An 18,591-nucleotide genomic window follows, 5' to 3' on the forward strand; every position below is an offset into this window, starting at 1 on the left:
GTTGTTTTTTTAACCTGAAAGCGAGTGATGCGAAGGGCGTCATTTGGCTTCGTCAAGGAGTGGATGGAATGGAACTGCACAAGAAGTTGACCCCGAAGATTGTGGCTCTTGCTGCAGTCGCCACGATGAGTACTGCCGCCTCTGCAAGTAGCCTCATGTTTGCTTCCTGGGGAGGTTCTTATCAGGACACGCAGGTGACGACTGCAACCAAGCCGTTTTCCGCAAAGACCGGAACGAATGTTCAGGTCGACACCTACAACGGCGGCATTGCCCAGATCCGCAGCCAGGTGCAAACGAACAACGTGACGTGGGACGTGGTGGACATGCAGTTGGCCGATGCTGCAAGAGCCTGCGACGAGGGCTTGCTGGAAAAAATCAATCCGGCAACGCTGCCGGCGGGAAAATCGGGCGTGCCGGCGAAGTCCGACTTTCTGCCTGGAGGCTTGTCGGACTGCATGGTAGGCAACGTCGCATGGTCGACCATGATCACGTATAACAAGAGCGCATTCAAAGGCGCGGAGCCAGCCGCGATCTCCGACTTCTTCGACCTCAAGCGCTTTCCGGGTAAGCGCGGCCTCAAGAAGTCGCCTGAAGGTGCATTGGAATGGGCGCTGCTCGCGGATGGCGTGAAGCCCGCAGACGTTTACAAGGTGCTCTCGACCCCCGCAGGCGTGAACCGTGCATTCAAGAAACTCGACACCATCAAGTCTTCCATCGTGTGGTGGGAAGCCGGTGCCCAACCTCCCCAGCTTCTCGCCGATCGCGAAGTGACGATGACCAGCGCGTACCCGAACCGCATCTGGGTGGCCGTCGAGCAGGACAAAAAACCTTTCGGCTTTCTTTGGGATGGCGAAGTGAAGAACATCGAAGGCTACGCGATCGTCAAAGGCACAAAGAACCTGAAGGCGGCCGAAGACTTCGTCAAGTTTGCTACGTCGACGGAACAGCTTGCGAAGCTGTCCACCGATACGGCACTTGGACCGATGCGCAAATCGGCGATTCCGATGGTCAATCCGGCTGTTACGCCATTCCTGCCGACGAATCCGGCGAACGAGAAGAATGCCGTCGAAGTCGACGTCAACTTCTGGGCCGACCACGGCGACGATCTGAACCAGAAGTTCGCAGTTTGGCTCGCAGGCAAGTAATTCGCCGGGTGTCTACATTCAATTGCCACTCTAGTGCCGCCGTGCTGGGCTATAACTGATCAAGCAGACCGACGTGACAACGCTGATGCTTCAGAGAAAATCATGACCTTTAAACGCACGTTTCATGCAGTTGAGACGCATGCGGGTGAACCCATGCGGGTGATTACCGGCGGGGTGCCTCACATACCGGGCAATAGCGTCTACGAGCAGATGAAGTGGCTCGAGAAGAACGACGATCAAATCCGCAAGCTCATGCTGCGCGAGCCGCGCGGCTATCCTCCGCTGTGCTGCAATCTGGTCGTGCCAGCGAAACATCCGGACGCGGCGGCGGGATACATCATCATGGAACAGGTCGAGTATCCCGTGATGAGCGGCGGAAACACGATCTCCGTTGCGACGGTGTTGCTTGAAACCGGCATGCTGCCGATGCAGGAGCCCGTTACCGAATTCCAGCTGGAAGCGCCGGCGGGCTTGATCGGCATTCGGGCCGAATGCGCCAACGGCAAGGTGACTCAGGTCACTTTCAAAAACGTACCGGCTTTCGCTCCCTATATCGATACCGTGATCGACGTGCCGCATCTTGGCAAGGTCACCGTGGACGTGGGTTGGGGCGGCATGTTCTATGTCATCGCCGACGTAAGGCAATTCAAGGGGCTGGAGCTCATTCCGGAGCATGGTCGGGAGATCACGCGGATTTCGGCGCTCATTCTCAAAGCCGCGCAGGAGCAATTGCCGGTTCAGCATCCGCACTATCCAGGCTACGGCATTACGATCGTGCAACTTTCGGGGCCGACCTCGAACGCAAACGCGGACTGGAAGAACGTGGTCACGGTTGCCAGCGGCGAGATCGATTTCGATAATCCGGCGACCTGGACCGGCGCAATCGATCGGTGCCCATGCGGAACCGGAACGTCCGCGAAGATGGCCACGCTTTTCGCCAAGGGGCAGCTCGATCTGAATCAGCCGTTCCGTCACGAGGGCATACTCGGGACCGTATTCACCGGGCGCCTGGTGGAGCAGGTCGCGCTCGAGGGAATTCAGGCTGTGGTGCCGACCATATCGGGACGTTCGTGGATTTACGGCTACAACACCTACGTGCTCGATCCCGACGATCCCTTCGTCAACGGCTTCACCGTCGGCGATATCTGGGCCTGACCGAAGAGCCTGATCGTCTGCACACTTAGCCCTGCGCGAGCGGATATTGAGCTTGGCGCGGGGCTTTTTTGTTTCGCGAACTAAGGGTGAGACAGCCGGCTCGCGCCCACTCCGTTGGGAGAGGGCGCGGGCCGGCGTAAAGCTGCTTATAGCCAGTCCGTTTCGAAGCGGAAGGTCGACAACGGCGTACAACCTGAATCGGTCAAGAGGACCTGCTGCTCGAGTTTCACGCCTTCCCGGCCGCCTTCTTCGCCAATGTAGCTCTCGATGCAGAGCGTCATGCCGCTTTCGAACATGCCGTCATAGCCACCATCGGTCCAATCCTTGAAATAGGCAATGGACGGATACTCATCCACCAGACCAATGCCGTGCGCGAGACAGCTATACCGGTTGCGGAAGAACTTGCTGGGCATGTCCCAACTGCGCTCGGAAAACTCCCGGAAGGTCATACCGGGCCGGATGAGCGACATATTCGTTTGTAGCTGTTCATACGCAGCGGCGTAGAGTTGCCGCTGCGGGTCAGTGGGGCGAACATGGCCGACCGTCCACGTGCGGGAGATATCGGCGCAGTAGCCATAAGGACCGACGAGGTCAGTGTCGAACGCAATGAGCTCGCCCTGCTTCATGACGCGAGGGCTGCATTCTTGCATCCACGGATTAGTGCGGGCGCCCGATGCCAGCAGTCGCGTCTCGATCCATTCGCCGCCCAGCCGGATGTTTTCGTAGTGCAGATGAGCCCACAGTTCCTGCTCGGTCATGCCCGGCCGCAGCGCGGCATGCATGCGTTCGATGCCCTTTTCGCAGACCCCAATTGCGGCCTTCATGACGATGAGTTCATCGTCCGATTTGATCTTGCGCGCCTGCTCCATGAGCGCCTGGCCGTCGATTAGCTCGATACCTTCCTCGTGCAAGGCGTAGGTGCCTTCGGGATCGAGTCTGTCCACGGCGATGCGCTTTTCGGACGGCGCATGCTCGCGAAGCAAATCGGCGATTTCACGCGCCCACTGCCGTGCTTTGGAGGCAGCCTCAGGGCCCGCATTGAAGTAGTTCCAACAGGTCGATCCGCGGATTTCCGCTTTGACCGTGACGTCGTTCCAGACGTGCTCGCAGTTGTGAAACTCGAACGCAACGACGGGGCCATCGGCGAACACAACGACATATCGAGTAGGGTTACGCCCCGTCCACACCTGCATGTTCGACGTATCCGTTGCGTACCGGATGTTCACGGGGTCATACATGATGATGGCAGGGACGTGCTGCAAGCGAAGTTGCTGCTGCACCCGTCGCAAACGGTACTCCCGGACGCGGTCCAGCACGCCAGCGGGAAGAAGGTCGACGCCTTCCGTCGCTTCGGACGCGACCGCGTGAATGGTGGAAACCACCGACATGGTTCATCTCCTGAGGTTGCTCACGACGTATGACGCCTCGCACGTGTACGAGGCGCTTTCATCAAGGCGAGCGGAATGATTCAAAGCATGGAAATCGCGAGGTGAGCGCGGCGCGATGGCCGCGACTTGCCGTCCTCGTGTGGCAGTATCGAAACGCAGAAATGCGTCGTCAACTGCCTATCTTTTCCAGTTCACATGACTTTAAGTCATTCGATGAGTCCAGGCCGGATGGCTGGCAGATGATGGCAGGCGCCTCTTGCTCGACGTTAGCGCGGCGCGGGATCCCCGCGTAACCATTCGATCAGTTGCGTAATGACTGGCGTGATGGTCCGGCCATGGGGAACCACCACGAAATAGGCTTCGCTTGGCCGGAACGTCGCGAGATCGATCCGGACCAACTCTCCCGACTGGAGCAGATCATCGACCAGACGGTTCCACCCCAGAGCGACGCCTTGTCCATATCTCACCGCTTGTATCGCGTCAGTGTAGAGGCTGCACCGCAACACTTTGTTCAGCCGCGAAGGGCGGTATCCGATGGCCCGGAACCATTCATTCCAACCCATCCAGCCTTCGGAGGTGGCGTCCGATTCGACGAGCGCCATCCGGGCCAGGTCGTCGAGCGAGCCTGGTGTGCCGTATTCCCGCAGGAACGCCGGTGAGCACACGGGAAAGACTTCGACATCGAAGAGCAAGGTCGAGGTGCCATCCGGCCATGTGCCATCGCCGTAGCGCACGGCGACGTCGACCTCGACGTGCCGAAGGTCGGCGGTGAACATGTCGGTGGTTAGCCGTAGCTGCAAAGGCGGATCGAGCTTCTTGAGCTTGGCGAGCCGTGGCAAGAGCCGGAATTGCGAAAACGCGGCGGTTGCCGCGAGCACCAGTTCACGTTGTTCGGTACCTGTCACCAGGCGATCGAACACGCCAGCGATCTTTTGCATGGACTCCGCGACGACCATATACAGCGCCTGCCCCTCACTGGTCAGATCGATCGAGCGATGCAGTCTGTGAAAGAGCCGAACGCCAAGGGTTTCTTCGAGGAACCTGACTTGTCGGCTTACGGCGGACTGGGTGACGCCCAATTCGCTTGCGGCGTAGGTGAAACTCCCGAGGCGAGCCACGGCCTCGAATTCGACAAGGGCAGTAAGCGAGGGAACGATCCGGCGATAGCCTTTCGTTGCTTTAGTGGTTTTCATTCGCCATCACATCAGTCTACGGACAACTAAAGGGGTGAGCCCGCACGGTCTGTCACCGTTCGTTCGCCAGGGAAAACCCGCGCCTGCGCATGGGCCGCGAGGCGTGCTTTTGGGGCTAAGCCCCGAGCGCATTTTCGCATGATTTAAACGAATGTGAGTGAGCTTATAAAGCGCGTTGACGACACGTTTTGGTCGTCCAATACTCCAGCCATATCAGTGCCGCAAGCGCTATGAAACATTCCCTTTAAGAGGCCCACAATGTCCGAAGTTCAGATTCAAACGCACCGCGAACTCATCGATAGCCGAAAGAAAGGACATGGCATGCCCGGTCAATTGTTCGGGCGTCAGGACGTCTTCGAGAACGACGTCGACGTGTTCTTTCACAAGCTCTGGATTCTGGTCGGCGTGACGGCCGATATTCCTGAGCCGGGCGACGTTCACACGGTGGACATCGGCAAGGCGTCGGTCATCATCGTGCGTGACGACGACGAGAACGTACGTGCGTATCGCAACGTTTGCCGTCATCGTGGCTCGCGCATCATGAAGAAGGCGGGCAAAGCGAGCGTGGGCATGCTCGTATGTCCGTACCATCAGTGGACATACGACCTGGACGGCAGCCTCAAGCATTCGACGCATATGGGCAATGACTTCGACGCGAGCGGTCACAGTCTCATTCCTGTGCACGTCAAGACCGTGGGCGCGCATATCTTCGTTTGCCTTGCGGACGAACCGCCGGCCGACTTCGAGAAGCTCGAGACGACCATGGCCCCGCGTTTCGCGCCGTACGACCTGACGCGAACGAAAATCGCCCACGAGATGGAGATCATCGAAAACGGCAACTGGAAACTCGTGATGGAAAATAACCGCGAGTGCTATCACTGCGCGGGCACCCATCCGGAGTTGACCAATTCATTTCTCGCGGAAGACTTCGGCTTTTGCCCGGACGGGCAGAGCGAGGACGCGCTTCAGGGCTATGAGGACTACCTGAAGCGCAACGCACAATCCCGCGAGAACTGGGAAAAGGACGGCCTCGTGTGCGCCGCGTTCGAATCGCTCGACGAAAGCGTGGACACCAACTTTCGCACTCAGCGTCTCGTCATCGCCGGCGCAAATGAATCCCAGACCATGGACACGAAGGTGGCCTGCACGAAACTGCTGGGCGGTGTCGAGCGGCGCGATCTCGGGGACGTCCACATGTGGGGCCATCATTCATGGACCCACGTAATGAGCGACCACGCGGTCATTGCCTACGCCTTGCCCCTTGCACCGGACAAGACGGTCGTGCGCACTGTCTGGCTGGTCCATGAGGACGCTGTCGAAGGCGTGGACTACGACCTGAAGAAGTTGACCGAAGTCTGGATCGCTACGACGAATCAGGATGCGGAGCTTGTCGCGAACACGCATGCGGGAACCCAGGATCCTGCCTATATTCCCGGACCCTACTCGAACTATACCGAGGCGCCTTTAGACCAGTTTGCACGCTGGTACGACGCCAAGCTCAAGGCACAAGGCGTTTGAGGTTGTCATGAACATAGCCGCAGATTCATGTTTCATTGGGCAGGGGCCGGACATGCTGGATCGCTTCAATAGTGCAAGTGCGTGGGAGCGCGCCGACGCGCAGTGGCCGAATCACGAGCAGCGCACGCTCATCTGCGCTCGCGTCTCCAACGAGACTCACGACGTTCGGACCTTCGTATTCCACACGCAGGATGGTCAGCTCTTCAGCTTCGAGCCGGGTCAGTTCATCACTGTGTCGGCCGAAATCGACGGCAAGGAGGTCAGCCGCTGCTACACGATTTCGTCGCCGCCCACGCGACCCTATACGCTGTCCATTACGGTCAAGCGCACCCCGGGCGGCGTGATGTCGAACTGGCTGCACGAGAACATGAAGGCGGGCCTCGCACTCAAGGCTTTCGGTCCGTCGGGCGTGTTCACGCCCTCGTCGGGCCCGGCAGCCAAGAGCCTTTATCTTTCGGCGGGATCGGGCGTGACGCCGTTGATGTCGATGACGCGCGCGGCCCTCGATCTCGGTCCGAATCGCGATATCGTCTTCATCCATAGCGCGAGAACGCCGGAAGATATTATCTTCCGCAAGGAGCTTTCGACCCTGTGCGGTCTCTCGGACCCGCTGCGCGTGATTCACATCTGCGAAGCGCTCGGGAATGAGCCGGATTGGTCGGGTCCGGTAGGGCGTCTCAACCTGGACCTGTTGAAGGAACTCGTGCCCGATTTCCGCGACCGCGAAGTGTTCATTTGTGGTCCGGGCGGCTATATGGACGCTTCCAGAAAGATGCTTCTCGAGGGCGGGCATGACCCTGCCCGATATCATCAGGAGAGCTTCAATTTCGCGGAGACCGTCGAGTGCGCCGAAGAACCGGCGTCCACGACGGCCGACCAAACCGAACGTACCGAACGTAGCGAACACACCGGATATACCGTGCGTCTCGCGCGCTCGGGCCGCGAATTCACGATGGACGGCACGCAGACGGTGCTCGTGGCCGCCCGAAAGGCCGGTGTACCGTTGCCCTCGTCGTGCAGTCAGGGCATCTGCGGAACCTGCAAGACCAAGGTGCTCGAAGGCAGCGTGGACATGAAGCACAACGGAGGAATTCGCCCGCGTGAAATCGAGAAGGGCATGCGGCTGATGTGCTGCAGCCGTCCCACTTCAGATCTCGTTCTTGATTTGTAATATGGCCTTGCCCGCTATTTAATGCGTTGACGATGTCGAGGCAGTGGTTGCTTTTAGTTGAGCGTCAACGATGTTTGACGGTACGTGACAAGCAGGCAGTGAGTCGGTGCAATTTTTAACTTGCGTGATCCTTCGCTTTACCGCCACGACGGCGTCGTCGCAAAAGATGGAGTTTGCTGCCGGCTCATTCCGGCAGCATCAATCGTCTTGCCGTCACCTCTTCCCGCCGGCTGCTGCTCGCATCGCTGCCCCGCGCCCGGCCATTTCCTTTCGGCTATTCAACTTGATCGTGCTTCTCGCCTCACGAGAGCAACGATAGGCCGCTAGCAAATTTACATCGCAGCACTCCCGATCAGGATCGGCCATGACCCATCCAGCAGACAGTGCATGCGAGATCGATTGTTTGAATCGAACCACCAAGGAGACGTCCCCCGTGTCAAAAACCATCGCAAACGGCGCTTCGCTACCGACCCACGGGTCGAGGAGCCTCTCCACGAAGCACCGCAGATTCCTTGCCAAGCTGACCCTGCTGATATCCGGGGGCATGTTTATCGATGGCTTCATCCTGGGTAGCATCGGGATCGTCATGCCCGCCATCACGCATGATCTGGCTTTGTCCACAACCTGGCAGGGATTGATTGGGGCGTCGGCGCTGATTGGCATTTTTATCGGCGGACCTTTGGGCGGGTGGCTGGCCGACAAGGTGGGGCGCCGCCCGATGTTTACCGTCGATCTGGCAATCTTTCTGGTCGGCTCCGTTGCGCAGTTTTTCGTGGTAGAGGCCTGGCAACTCTTTTTGGTGCGTGTGCTGATGGGTATTGCCATCGGCGCCGACTACTCGATTGGGTGGCCGTTGCTTGCGGAATTTTCGCCAGCGCGCCTGCGCGGAAAGCTGCTCGCGGTGCTAGAGCTTGCGTGGTACGTCGGATATTTGGTCTCCTATGCGTTGGGATGGGCCTTGACCGTCTCGTCGGCGACGGGATGGCACGTCATCCTCGGCCTGAGCACGCTGCCGACGGTCATCGTCTTCCTGATGCGGCTCGGCACGCCGGAATCGCCGCGCTGGCTGATTAGCCGAGGCCGGCATGCGGAAGCGAAGCGTGTGGCAGCCGAGCATATGACCCACGAAGAGCAGCGAGATCTGCATGCGCCCAGCAGCGTGGGGCGGCAAGGATTCGGGCGGCTCTTTTCCCGCGATTACCTGAAAGCGACCGTATTTGTTTCGACCTTTTGGGTCTGCAACGTGACGCCGTATTTCGCCATCGGCGCGTTTGCGCCCATCGTCTTGCGCCAATTGGGCCTCAAGGAAGGGCTCACCGGCGGCCTGGTGCTGAACGGCTTCGCGGTTCTTGGCACTGCGCTCTCGGTCATCTTGATCGAGCGTGTGGGGCGGCGCAAACTCGCGATTCCCCCGTTCTTCATCTCGACTGTCGCGTTGATTTGCGTGGCGCTGCTCTCACACGTTTCCACGACCGTGGTGATGGTTTGCTTCTTCACGTTCTCGCTCGTCAACGCGGTTTCTACCACGTTGTGCGGCGTCTACCCGGGCGAGGTGTTCCCGACGGAGATTCGCGGTATTGGCGTTGGCTTCGCTACTGCCGTTTCGCGAGTCGGCGCAGCGCTGGGGACGTTTCTCCTGCCCGTGGCAATGAGCTCGCTGGGCATCGCTTATACCATGCTCATTGCTGCTGCCATCTGCCTCGTGGGCGGTATCGTGTCCCAGGTTCTGGCGCCGGAGACGCGAGGGAAATTGCTGAGCGAGGCGTCGTCTCCAAGCGGGAATTAGAGCAGGGTAGGGGCTGAAATAGGACGCTGCAAGGGCGTTTTTGTCGGGCTACTGCTTGGGTCTTGCCCACGAAACGACGCGCACGGATCAGTCCTTTGCGTCCATGATCGAAGGTGTCATGACGCCAGGCGGCCTCAATGAGCAATTGCACGCCGAGCTAACGCGTCGTGGAAGCTATGCGCACTACGAGGAAGCCCTCGACCGGGTTTTGATGCGGGTTGAAGGTCGCTGACAGGTCGGTCGGCTCGTTTTCGAAGGGCATTCGCAAGGCAGTTTTGCGATACACGGCAACCGCAATGTGCTCAGCCGCGGGCACTGATGATCGCTTCGAACGCGCCGTCCCTATGTCGGCGAGCCGTAGCGCTCACCAGTGGCTCGCGGCATGAGTCTTTGCTATTCGACCGATCTACTTATCTCGTTCCGCACGAACCAGGTTCGCTTCGCGCCGGCGAGCAGGCCGGTATAAGCGATCCACGATATGGCAAAGGAGGCCGGCGCGGAAAGCGACGCGAGAAAACCCGATGCGTTATTCAACGCGAGCCCGACGAATGCGCCGGCGAACCAGGCCATCAAGCCGCCTGGATTGAACTGTGGTACGTGAGTATCGCGGCATTCGATATCGGTGCCGATAAGCTCGACGTAGCGTGCCGACATGATATGGGCCAGCGCGACGCCCACCCACGCGACAACGAAGATACCCTGCCAGGCGAGCGCCTGGAGGATCTTCGAGAAAATGTCGGCCATCATCAGCACATAGACCACAGTGCCGACGACCAGGGCCCAGACAAACTTCGGCGCTTTCAGTCCCGCGACCTTCTGGAAGAAGGCCTGCATGTTGATGGTCGCGAGATAGTAGTTCGCCGTGTTGATTCGTGACTGCGTGACCCAGACGAACAGCAATCCCCAGATGCCCATCAATTTGAGCAATGCAAGCACGACGGAAACTTCGGATAACGGACCAAGTTCAGGAATGGTGCTGACAAGATAAATACCTGCCGCGCCGTTAACAAGGAAGGTGACCAGATAGAACGGCATGCCGAAATTGTACCGGCCGTGATATCGCGAATCTTCCTTGCGCCCGAAGCGGGCGTAGTCGAATGTGAACATCATCAGCACCCACACGCCCATGTAATAGACGAAGCAGTGCCACCAGCCGTCGGCAGGTATTGCGCCCTTGGGGCCGAAATCCAGCCAGGATGCGTTGTAGCCGTATTCCCAGGTCGCAAGTCCCACGGCGGCCAGGAGTCCCAGCAGATAGAAGGGCAGCAGCACGCCGTTGAACTTGTCCAGCCAGTGTTGCACGCTGCCGAATACGAGCGGCACGCTATAGCAGACCACGATCAGCGCGGCCCACTTGTATGGCAGTGCGGGAAACAGATGATTGGCCGCAACCGCGATGACCGAGCCCTCGAATACCGCGTAATAAATGGCCGTCGCGAAGAAGATCAACGTAGCGAGAGCGGCTCCTGCGCTTCCAAACAACACACGCGAGAAAAGCGCGACCGATAAACCCGTGCGAATGGCGTATCGGCTGATGACCATATTGATGGCGCCATAAGACACAACCGAGAGCGCCATGCCGATCAAAGCGTTGCGTGCACCATAGTTCAGCGCGAGCGTTGCGCCGACCACGATGTAGAACACGGCGCTACATACTGCCCACCACGCCATTGTCAGCGCAAAGGGCGGCATTTTTGCGCTATCAGGAATGGCAACCGTCGAAAGATCGACGTCGCCCTCCGTGCTTTCCTGAGCCAGGTTGGCCATGATCTGCTCCTTGAGTCTGCATGTAGCGAAGGGCGTCCGTACCGCGGTGCGGTTCAACCCGCGGGGCTGCCGTGACGCCGGTCGGGCAGCCGATGCTGAAAAGAAGGTGCGAGCGCTCCCGCCGTGTGGCTCGAGGCCGCACGGAACGCGCGTCGCGAAAGGGAAAAGCGCGGGGGCGGCGCGGCTGCCGACCGCCCCTTGGCCTCAAACGGGTTGGCGCGCTAGCGCTTCGCGTAGCAAGGCAAGGCGATGCTGATACTCGCGGCGTGCAGCGAGTGCCTCACTCATGGTGACGCTCGTGAAGCGTGCGCGGTGGTTGGGCTGCATCTGGCCGATCAGGTCCATATCTGCACTGATCACCGTGCCGATCGTGGCGTATCCGCCGCCCGACACCGCATCGCGATGCAGAATGATCGGCTCCAGCCCAGCCGGTACCTGGATTGAACCAATGGGATAACAGGCATCGACGATATTCGACGGATCCGCTCCCGCACCGAAAGGTTGTTCGCGATCCTTGAAGTGCAGCGGGCGTCCGTTTTTGTATCGATAGCCGATGCGGTCCGCTTCGGGTGCGACGGTCCATTCGTCCTCGAAGAACGTTTGTGCCGACTCGCTGGTGAGGCGGTAGTGATAAAGCCCCGTTAGCACGCGCAGTTCGACCGTTGTGTCGAGTTTCGCACGCAAGGCCGCCGGCAGTTCGAGACCCTCGCTCAGCTTGGCGCGGGCCGTGCCCGTCGTGATGCGGTCTCCCTTTTGCAGCCGGCGACCGTCGAGACCACCGATTGCGCCGAGCGTGTAGGTCGACCGGCTGCCCAGCACCGCTGGCACGTCGATCCCGCCGGCGATCGCCAGATACGCGCGTGCGCCACGTTTCACATAGTCGAACGTCAGCTTGCTCCCGGCGCGAATACGCAGCGCCGTATTGCCTGTGTACCCGACGCCGTCGATTTTCGGCGTCATTTCCGCGCCTGTTAGTGCGACAAGCGCGTCCGAGTGGAACAACAGTTCGGGTCCCAGCAGCGTGAATTCGAGCACGGCCGCGTCTTGCGCATTACCTACGAGCAGGTTCGCTGCACGGGACGAATATTGGTCGAGCGATCCAGAAGGCGGAATACCGACGTGATAGTAGCCCTGCCGTCCCGTGTCCTGCACCGAAGTGGCCAGTCCTGGCTTCAGGACCTCGATTACATTGAGCGTATCAGTTGGCATACAGCACCTCGACGAGAGAACGGTTGTATTCGTTCGGGTCCCGAAGGAAAGCATCGAGCGAGAATTTCACGGGCCGCACGCGTAGCGAGAAGGTGCCTGCCTCGACGGCAGCAACGGCCTCGTCATAGGCTGCGCGGTCGATCGGTTTGAACTTCACGATATCGCCGGGCTGGAAGAACACCATGAAGTCGCGCAAATAATCGAGACGCTGCGCGGGGTCGAAAATCGGCGCTGGCGTCACGCCGAACATCTGGTATCCCCCTGCGCCACGTACCGAATAGATGCAACCGAAGCATCCGCCATGGCCGACCGTCAATTTCGGCGTATCGGTGCGCGGTCGCAGGTATTTGGGCACCTGAAGCTGATGGTCGCGCTCGACCATCTGGTACATGAAAGGGAGTCCCGCAACAAAGCCCACCATCGAAACGAACCACGGCGAGCCGGCATGTGCTGCAATGAATTCGTCGACGTCACGTTTGCCGTTGATGCGCGCCGCGTATTCCAGGTCCGTCGAAGACGGATCCTGGTGTCGCTCGCGAAAACGCATGAGCGTCTCGTGCGTCCAGGGATCGCCGTAGAGCACCGGCACTTCGACAATGCGCGTGTCGATGTCGAGCGTGGCTTCGCCGACTTCGGTCTCGATGCTGCGCAGCAGCGCGACGAGTGCATCGGGGGCGATGACGTCCGGGTCATAACGCACCTGGTATGAGGCATTCGCCGGGCAAATCTCGGTTACGCCAGCCACGTTGCGGCGTTGAAGTTCGCGCGTGATCGCCGTGCCCTTGAAGAACGCGTCGAGCGACATCTCCTCGCTGATCTCGGCGAATACGAATTCGTCGCCGCCAAATGTATAGCGTAGGGTCATGACGCCTCCCGTGCGCTAGTCGAGCCGGCCACCGCATTCGTCGCTTGCGCCGCGATTGATGCTGCCTCGCGGCTTTCGCGCCACGCCGCCATCCAGGTCTCGAGATAATTGGTGTGATAACGGGCCGCGCGCACGTCGTCGTCGGCGACGAGCGCGCGGTGCAGCGGCGCGGTGGTTTTCAGGCCGCCAATGTGCAGTTCCCGCAGCGCGCGTGCAAGGCGCTCGATGGCCGCCGCGCGGTTTTCGTCGTGCACGATCAGCTTGGCGAGCAGCGAGTCGTAGAACGGCGGCACCACGTAGCCGGGATAGAGCAGCGAATCGACTCGCACGCCAGGGCCCGTCGGCCAGACCAGTTCTTCCACGCGCCCCGGATTCGGGCGGAAATCCTGTAGCGGATCTTCCGCGTTGATGCGGCATTCGAGCGCCGCGCCGCGCAGCACGATGTCGCTCTGGCTGAAGCGCAAGGGCTCGCCATCGGCAATGCGCAGCATTTCGCGCACGAGATCGACGCCCGTGATCGCCTCCGTCACCGGGTGCTCGACCTGAATGCGCGTGTTCATTTCGATGAAATAAAATTCGCCGCGTGTTTCGTCGAAGAGATATTCCAGCGTGCCAGCGCTGCGATAGCCAACCTGCTTCGCGAGGCGCGCCGCCGACGCGCAAAGCTCTGCGCGCAGTTGCGGCGTGAGCGACGGCGAGGGCGCTTCCTCCAGAATCTTTTGACGCCGCCGCTGCAAGGAACATTCGCGTTCAAACAGGTGGATAACATCGTTGCCGTCGCCCAGTACCTGTACCTCGATGTGCCTGGCGCGCGCGATGAAGCGCTCGAGATAGACGCCGCCATCACCGAATGCGGCCTGGGCTTCGCGCTGGGCAAGCGGCAGTTCGGCGTCGAGCTGGGCGGCGTCGTGCGCCACGCGAATGCCGCGCCCGCCACCGCCCGCTGCCGCCTTGATCATGATCGGGTAGCCGATGCGCGCGGCAACCTCGCGGGCCTCGTCGAGCGAACTGACGATACCGGCGCTGCCGGGCACCGTGGGCACGTCGGCGCGCTGCGCGGTCTCGCGGGCGCGGGCCTTGTCGCCCATCGTTGCGATCACCTGCGACGTGGGCCCGACGAAGATCAAGCCAGCCGCCTCCACCTGTGCCGCGAAGTCCGCGTTTTCTGAAAGGAAACCATAGCCGGGATGAACCGCATCGGCGCCGCATTGCCGTGCGGCAGCGAGAACCGCCGCGGGATTCAAATAGCTCTTCACGGCATGCGATGAACCGATATGCACGGCTTCGTCCGCCATGCGGGCGGCGAGACTCTCGCGGTCTGCGTCGCTCACCACGACCACAGCGCGCATGCCAAGCTCCTGCGCCGCGCGAATCACGCGCACCGCAATCTCGCCACGATTCGCGACCAGAACGGTTCGAATGCGCGTGGGGCGGTAGAACGCCGTCGTTGAATTTTCCATATTCATGGTTTCACTCCTCGATGCGCATCAGCACCTGTCCCGCATCCACGGGCTCCCCATCCTCGACGAGAAGCTCCATCACGCGGCCCGACACACTCGCTTCGATTTCGGTGAACTGCTTCATCACTTCGACGAGGCCAATGATTGCGCCGGCGTGTACAGCGCAATCGATGGCGACGTAAAACTCCGCCTCGGGCGAGGGACGCCGGTAGAACGTGCCCGGCAGGGGGCTGACGATATCGTGCAGTGCCATCATGTCTCTCCTTGAATTGATTCAGTTCTTTGTCGTCGCGGCCTGCGGCGCGGCAATACGAATCCCTTCGCGAACGAGGTGTTCGCGAGTCTTTTGCACGAGCTCCAGTGCGCCGGGCGTGTCGCTGTGGATACAGACGGAGTCGAAGTCGATATCGATGTGGTCTCCGTCAACCGTGCGCACTTTTCCCTCGACGCACGCTCGCAGGACCTTTTCGGCGACCTGCTCGGGGTCGAGCCGGCCGATGCGGCGGATGAATACGATCGAGCCGCTGCGGTCGTAGTCGCGATCGGCGTAGAACTCACGCACGACCGGTTGCCCGATCTCGCGCGCGATGCGGTACGTCGCCGACGCCTCCATGCAGAAGAGCAGCAGACTGGGATCGACCTGTTGCAGCGTTTCTATGAGCAGCCGCGAGAATGCCTCGTCGCGCGCGGCGTGCATGTAAAGCGCGCCGTGCGGCTTGACGTGCTGGAGCCTGAGGCCGTGCAGTCGCGCGAACTCACGCAGCGCCCCGAGTTGATAGAGGATGTCGTTGACCAGCGCCTGCGGCGCTTCTGCGATGTTGCGGCGGCCGAAGCCGACGAGATCGCGAAAACCCGGATGCGCACCGATCCCGACGCCGGCCTCCCTCGCCAGTTGAACCGTCCGCGCCATGATGTTTGGATCGCCGGCATGAAAACCCGTGGCGATATTCGCCGAACTGATGAGCGGCATGATGTCTTCGTCGACGCCATCGCCAATTCGCCAGGGGCCGAACGCTTCCCCCATATCGGAATTCAGATCGACACACTGCTTTTTCATACTGTTCCTCCAGGTTCGCCCGCTTGCGTTTGTGTCCGTCTGTGAAGGCCACGCAAGCCTTGTTGAAATGGAGGTTATACGGAGGGGGGTGACCAAAAAAGTTCTATTTTTGTATGGCCTGGTATCGATTTTTTAGATATTGCGCGGTACGCTCGGCTTGCTCACATTCGCTCTTCACTCGAAATGGCATTGACTCTCAGACAGCTCAAGTACTTCGTGGCGACCGCCGAACTTGGGCAACTCTCGCAAGCCGCTATTCATCTGACCATTTCGCAGTCGGCGGTGACAAGCGCCATCCGGGAACTGGAGGACAGTCTGGGCACGCAGCTTTTCTTGCGCACGGCTTCAGGCGTCACGCTGACCGACACGGGGCGTCGGTTCCTCAATCACGCGTACACCATTCTCGCGTCGGTGGACGAGGCCATGCGGATCCCCAACCTCGAAAGCACGCTCACCGGCACGCTCGCCATTGCGGCGAGCTACACGGTACTGGGCTATTTTCTGCCGCATCACATACAGCGGCTCAATGCGCTGTATCCGAGCCTCACCATTCAACTGCACGAGTTGAACCGCGACGCGATCGAAGAGGGGTTGATCACCGGGCAGTACGACATGGCTGTTCTGCTCACATCGAACGTCTCGAACCCCGAACTCGCGCTGGAGCCCGTGATTCACTCGGTCCGCCGGCTTTGGGTCGGCGCGCATCACCCGTTGTTGAAACGCGAGAGCGTGACGTTCGCGGAAGTCGCGCATGAGCCGTTCGTCATGTTGACCGTCGATGAAGCTGCGCAAACGGCAATGCGGTACTGGAACGAGACACCCTGGCGGCCGAATGTGATCCTGCGGACGTCGTCGGTCGAAGCGGTGCGCAGCATGGTCGCGAATGGCTCCGGGGTCGCCATTCTGTCCGACATGGTCTACCGGCCGTGGTCGCTTGAAGGCCGGCGCATCGAAACGATCATGCTCCTCGACCCCGTTCCCGCGATGAGCGTTGGCCTGGCGTGGCGCAAGAACAAGGAGCTGAGCCCTGCAATGCACGCGGTGCGCGAGTACTTCCGGCATACCTTCATGGAGCCGCGGGCTAACGGGTGAGGCGCGTGCGCGTTGAAACAGGCGGCTGCCGCTCATGCCGTGCAGAATAGTTCAGGAATGCATAGATAGCGCCCATGCCGCGCGTCGACGCCGCGATAGAGGGGCGGTGTGCTCCGTTCTTTCGTAACGGCATGTCCGATGGTTGCGGCGAGACACTGACGATCAATCTGGATCCTCTCGCAGATAACGCATGGCGTTACTACAAGAGGCGAAACCAGATTTCGATGGTGGTAGATGCTCATGAAGAAGAGGAGCGAGCGAGTTCTTCGCCACTCAGGTGACGCGCCCCGCGTACGTCGGCCTGGCCCCATTGCGTGTATGATAGTGTCATACACTATTGAATTGAGGTGCGATCATGGCGAGCGAACGCCTGACAATCACGTTGACGCCGGAGCTGCTTGAATTCGTCCGCGAGCGAACCGCAGAAGGCGACTACAACAGCGATAGCGAGGTGATCAGGGACGGACTCCGGCTGCTGAAGGAGCGTGATAACGCGGTTCGTCAATGGCTGACCGAGAAGGTGGTCCCGGGCTATCTTCAGTACAAGGCCAATCCGGAAAGTGCGATGACCCGGGAGCAGGTCGAGCAGCAGCTTGATCGGGACAGGCGCCAGCGTCGAGCGAAAAAGGGAGCGGCTGGATGATGCTGTACAAGGTTCAATACCTGCCGTCGTTTTATGAGATGCTGCGCAATATCGAGGAATACATGGTGGACCATGGTCGATCCGATGCGTCGATCGATCGCTACCGGTCCACCGTGTTTGATACGTGCGAAAAATTCGCGATCTTTCCGAATCGTGGGGGCCGGCACGACGACGTCATGTCGGGGCTGCGAACCTGGAACATCGAGGGCGAAACCATCCTCGCCTATGTAGTAGATGATGCCGTTTTGGCGGTCGCGTTCGTGGGTATCACGTACGGTGGCCAAAACTGGATGGAAATCTTTTCCATGCACCCGCTGGGCCTGTTGCAGTGACGAACAGCCGGTCCTACCGGGCTTCTTGCTGCGATAAACCGACATGGACTGGCGTCAAGTCCAAACTCACTGACTTCGACCGCGCCGGTCTGCTTGGACTGATTCAGGACTTGTCCTACCAAGGGAGGATTTCCCCATGGCGGTTGACAAAGCGTAATCCCGGGACGCCCGCACTTTGCTCAACGACATCGACAACAAGCGGGATACTTTCGCCCGTCTCCAATGCGGCGTCTTCCCCACCCATTTCAGTCCGCACCCATCCCGGCGCGATCAGCAGCAGTGAGCGCGATGCATCGGCATGGCGGGCCGAGAACGCTTTCATGAGCATATTCAATGCGGCCTTGCTGGAACTGTATAGCTCCCAGAAGCCGGTGCAATGGGCGATGCTGCCAAGTTCGGACGACATGACGGCAATCACGCCCCGTTCGGGGACCCGATCGTAAAGGGCTTCCACGATACGCATGGGCCCAAGCGCATTGGTCGACATCATGTCGAGGAAATCCTTGTCATCGACCTCGAGCGGCGTAAGCGTGTTTGCCTTGCAGATGCCGGCGTTGACGAATAATGCGTCGAGGCTGACCGTCTCGAGGCGCCGGGCCAGCGCACGTATCGATGCACCATCGGCAATATCGACCGTTTCGATTTCGAGCGACGTCGGATAGCGCTCACGCAATTGATCGAGACCGGCTGATCGACCCCGGGATGTCGCGATGACATGCCAGTTGCGTGCGCAATATTCCTCGGCGAGCGCCAGACCCAGTCCGCGAGAAGCGCCTACCACGACGACTGTCCTGCTTTTTCTCACGATGA

General features: G+C 60.0%; 17 protein-coding genes. 8 read left to right on the forward strand and 9 right to left on the reverse strand.

The window, feature by feature from the left end:
• Nucleotides 1-68 precede the first annotated feature (68 nt).
• Both L5014_RS07470 and L5014_RS07475 read left to right on the forward strand, forming a co-directional pair.
• Nucleotides 69-1,145, forward strand: a complete 1,077-nt coding sequence (locus tag L5014_RS07470; protein ID WP_238462945.1) for a polyamine ABC transporter substrate-binding protein — start codon at nucleotides 69-71, stop codon at nucleotides 1,143-1,145.
• Nucleotides 1,146-1,247: 102 nt separating this feature from the next.
• The gene (locus L5014_RS07475; RefSeq protein WP_274389292.1) at nucleotides 1,248-2,300 is read left to right on the forward strand and encodes a proline racemase family protein; all 1,053 of its coding nucleotides are present in this window, start codon (nucleotides 1,248-1,250) and stop codon (nucleotides 2,298-2,300) included.
• A gap of 146 nt (nucleotides 2,301-2,446) precedes the next feature.
• On the opposite strand, the gene L5014_RS07480 is transcribed toward L5014_RS07475, so the two are convergent.
• Nucleotides 2,447-3,688 carry a M24 family metallopeptidase gene (locus L5014_RS07480; RefSeq protein WP_238462947.1) on the reverse strand — a complete coding sequence of 414 codons (1,242 nt, stop codon included), beginning with the start codon at nucleotides 3,686-3,688 and terminating at the stop codon, nucleotides 2,447-2,449.
• Between the two features lie 266 nt (nucleotides 3,689-3,954).
• Entirely contained in the window at nucleotides 3,955-4,881 is a 927-nt protein-coding gene (locus L5014_RS07485) for a LysR substrate-binding domain-containing protein (protein WP_238462948.1), read from the reverse strand.
• A 258-nt stretch (nucleotides 4,882-5,139) separates the two neighbouring features.
• On the opposite strand from L5014_RS07485, the gene L5014_RS07490 reads away from it, so the two are divergent.
• The 3 genes from L5014_RS07490 to L5014_RS07500 all read left to right on the forward strand — a co-directional run bounded on the left by L5014_RS07490 (nucleotide 5,140) and on the right by L5014_RS07500 (nucleotide 9,356).
• Nucleotides 5,140-6,399, forward strand: a complete 1,260-nt coding sequence (locus L5014_RS07490; RefSeq protein ID WP_238462949.1) for an aromatic ring-hydroxylating oxygenase subunit alpha — start codon at nucleotides 5,140-5,142, stop codon at nucleotides 6,397-6,399.
• Between the two features lie 7 nt (nucleotides 6,400-6,406).
• Complete coding sequence (locus tag L5014_RS07495; RefSeq protein WP_238462950.1) at nucleotides 6,407-7,570, forward strand: FAD-binding oxidoreductase; 1,164 nt, start codon at nucleotides 6,407-6,409, stop codon at nucleotides 7,568-7,570.
• Between the two features lie 433 nt (nucleotides 7,571-8,003).
• Nucleotides 8,004-9,356 (forward strand): MFS transporter, encoded by a 1,353-nt coding sequence (locus tag L5014_RS07500; RefSeq protein ID WP_238462951.1) that lies wholly within the window; start codon nucleotides 8,004-8,006, stop codon nucleotides 9,354-9,356.
• A 393-nt stretch (nucleotides 9,357-9,749) separates the two neighbouring features.
• Here L5014_RS07500 and L5014_RS07505 read toward each other — a convergent pair whose 3' ends face one another.
• The 6 genes from L5014_RS07505 to L5014_RS07530 all read right to left on the reverse strand — a co-directional run bounded on the left by L5014_RS07505 (nucleotide 9,750) and on the right by L5014_RS07530 (nucleotide 15,714).
• Entirely contained in the window at nucleotides 9,750-11,123 is a 1,374-nt protein-coding gene (locus L5014_RS07505) for a purine-cytosine permease family protein (RefSeq protein WP_238462952.1), read from the reverse strand.
• A gap of 204 nt (nucleotides 11,124-11,327) precedes the next feature.
• Nucleotides 11,328-12,332, reverse strand: coding sequence for a 5-oxoprolinase subunit C family protein (locus L5014_RS07510; protein ID WP_238462953.1), 1,005 nt, complete (start codon nucleotides 12,330-12,332; stop codon nucleotides 11,328-11,330).
• The gene (locus L5014_RS07515; RefSeq protein WP_238462954.1) at nucleotides 12,322-13,197 is read right to left on the reverse strand and encodes a 5-oxoprolinase subunit B family protein; all 876 of its coding nucleotides are present in this window, start codon (nucleotides 13,195-13,197) and stop codon (nucleotides 12,322-12,324) included. Before L5014_RS07515 ends, L5014_RS07510 begins: the two co-directional genes overlap by 11 nt.
• On the reverse strand, nucleotides 13,194-14,663 hold the full coding sequence (locus L5014_RS07520) for an acetyl-CoA carboxylase biotin carboxylase subunit (protein WP_238462955.1): 1,470 nt from the start codon (nucleotides 14,661-14,663) through the stop codon (nucleotides 13,194-13,196). The genes L5014_RS07515 and L5014_RS07520 overlap by 4 nt, the downstream gene beginning before the upstream one ends.
• 4 nt (nucleotides 14,664-14,667) lie before the next feature.
• Nucleotides 14,668-14,910 carry an acetyl-CoA carboxylase gene (locus L5014_RS07525; RefSeq protein ID WP_238463187.1) on the reverse strand — a complete coding sequence of 81 codons (243 nt, stop codon included), beginning with the start codon at nucleotides 14,908-14,910 and terminating at the stop codon, nucleotides 14,668-14,670.
• A gap of 21 nt (nucleotides 14,911-14,931) precedes the next feature.
• A complete protein-coding gene (locus tag L5014_RS07530) occupies nucleotides 14,932-15,714 on the reverse strand; it encodes a 5-oxoprolinase subunit PxpA (protein ID WP_238462956.1) in 783 nt (260 codons plus the stop codon).
• Between the two features lie 183 nt (nucleotides 15,715-15,897).
• On the opposite strand from L5014_RS07530, the gene L5014_RS07535 reads away from it, so the two are divergent.
• The 3 genes from L5014_RS07535 to L5014_RS07545 all read left to right on the forward strand — a co-directional run bounded on the left by L5014_RS07535 (nucleotide 15,898) and on the right by L5014_RS07545 (nucleotide 17,781).
• On the forward strand, nucleotides 15,898-16,806 hold the full coding sequence (locus L5014_RS07535; RefSeq protein ID WP_238462957.1) for a LysR family transcriptional regulator: 909 nt from the start codon (nucleotides 15,898-15,900) through the stop codon (nucleotides 16,804-16,806).
• Between the two features lie 355 nt (nucleotides 16,807-17,161).
• Nucleotides 17,162-17,449 carry a type II toxin-antitoxin system ParD family antitoxin gene (locus L5014_RS07540; RefSeq protein WP_238462958.1) on the forward strand — a complete coding sequence of 96 codons (288 nt, stop codon included), beginning with the start codon at nucleotides 17,162-17,164 and terminating at the stop codon, nucleotides 17,447-17,449.
• A complete protein-coding gene (locus tag L5014_RS07545; protein ID WP_238462959.1) occupies nucleotides 17,446-17,781 on the forward strand; it encodes a type II toxin-antitoxin system RelE/ParE family toxin in 336 nt (111 codons plus the stop codon). The genes L5014_RS07540 and L5014_RS07545 overlap by 4 nt, the downstream gene beginning before the upstream one ends.
• Before the next feature lie 115 nt (nucleotides 17,782-17,896).
• Here L5014_RS07545 and L5014_RS07550 read toward each other — a convergent pair whose 3' ends face one another.
• Nucleotides 17,897-18,586, reverse strand: a complete 690-nt coding sequence (locus tag L5014_RS07550; RefSeq protein WP_238462960.1) for an SDR family NAD(P)-dependent oxidoreductase — start codon at nucleotides 18,584-18,586, stop codon at nucleotides 17,897-17,899.
• Between the last annotated feature and the right edge of the window lie 5 nt (nucleotides 18,587-18,591).

Source organism: Paraburkholderia tagetis, from assembly GCF_022213065.1.
GTDB classification, from domain to species: domain Bacteria; phylum Pseudomonadota; class Gammaproteobacteria; order Burkholderiales; family Burkholderiaceae; genus Paraburkholderia; species Paraburkholderia tagetis.

Bases quoted from the DNA above. Each gene is read 5' to 3' on its own strand.
- L5014_RS07470 (WP_238462945.1), top strand. From the start codon at position 69: ATGGAACTGCACAAGAAGTTGACCCCGAAGATTGTGGCTCTTGCTGCA.
- L5014_RS07495 (WP_238462950.1), top strand. From the start codon at position 6,407: ATGAACATAGCCGCAGATTCATGTTTCATTGGGCAGGGGCCGGACATG.
- L5014_RS07535 (WP_238462957.1), top strand. From the start codon at position 15,898: ATGGCATTGACTCTCAGACAGCTCAAGTACTTCGTGGCGACCGCCGAA.
- L5014_RS07520 (WP_238462955.1), bottom strand. From the start codon at position 14,663: ATGAATATGGAAAATTCAACGACGGCGTTCTACCGCCCCACGCGCATT.
- L5014_RS07505 (WP_238462952.1), bottom strand. From the start codon at position 11,123: ATGGCCAACCTGGCTCAGGAAAGCACGGAGGGCGACGTCGATCTTTCG.
- L5014_RS07515 (WP_238462954.1), bottom strand. From the start codon at position 13,197: ATGACCCTACGCTATACATTTGGCGGCGACGAATTCGTATTCGCCGAG.
- L5014_RS07485 (WP_238462948.1), bottom strand. From the start codon at position 4,881: ATGAAAACCACTAAAGCAACGAAAGGCTATCGCCGGATCGTTCCCTCG.
- L5014_RS07475 (WP_274389292.1), top strand. From the start codon at position 1,248: ATGACCTTTAAACGCACGTTTCATGCAGTTGAGACGCATGCGGGTGAA.
- L5014_RS07490 (WP_238462949.1), top strand. From the start codon at position 5,140: ATGTCCGAAGTTCAGATTCAAACGCACCGCGAACTCATCGATAGCCGA.
- L5014_RS07510 (WP_238462953.1), bottom strand. From the start codon at position 12,332: ATGCCAACTGATACGCTCAATGTAATCGAGGTCCTGAAGCCAGGACTG.
- L5014_RS07540 (WP_238462958.1), top strand. From the start codon at position 17,162: ATGGCGAGCGAACGCCTGACAATCACGTTGACGCCGGAGCTGCTTGAA.
- L5014_RS07480 (WP_238462947.1), bottom strand. From the start codon at position 3,688: ATGTCGGTGGTTTCCACCATTCACGCGGTCGCGTCCGAAGCGACGGAA.
- L5014_RS07545 (WP_238462959.1), top strand. From the start codon at position 17,446: ATGATGCTGTACAAGGTTCAATACCTGCCGTCGTTTTATGAGATGCTG.
- L5014_RS07525 (WP_238463187.1), bottom strand. From the start codon at position 14,910: ATGGCACTGCACGATATCGTCAGCCCCCTGCCGGGCACGTTCTACCGG.
- L5014_RS07530 (WP_238462956.1), bottom strand. From the start codon at position 15,714: ATGAAAAAGCAGTGTGTCGATCTGAATTCCGATATGGGGGAAGCGTTC.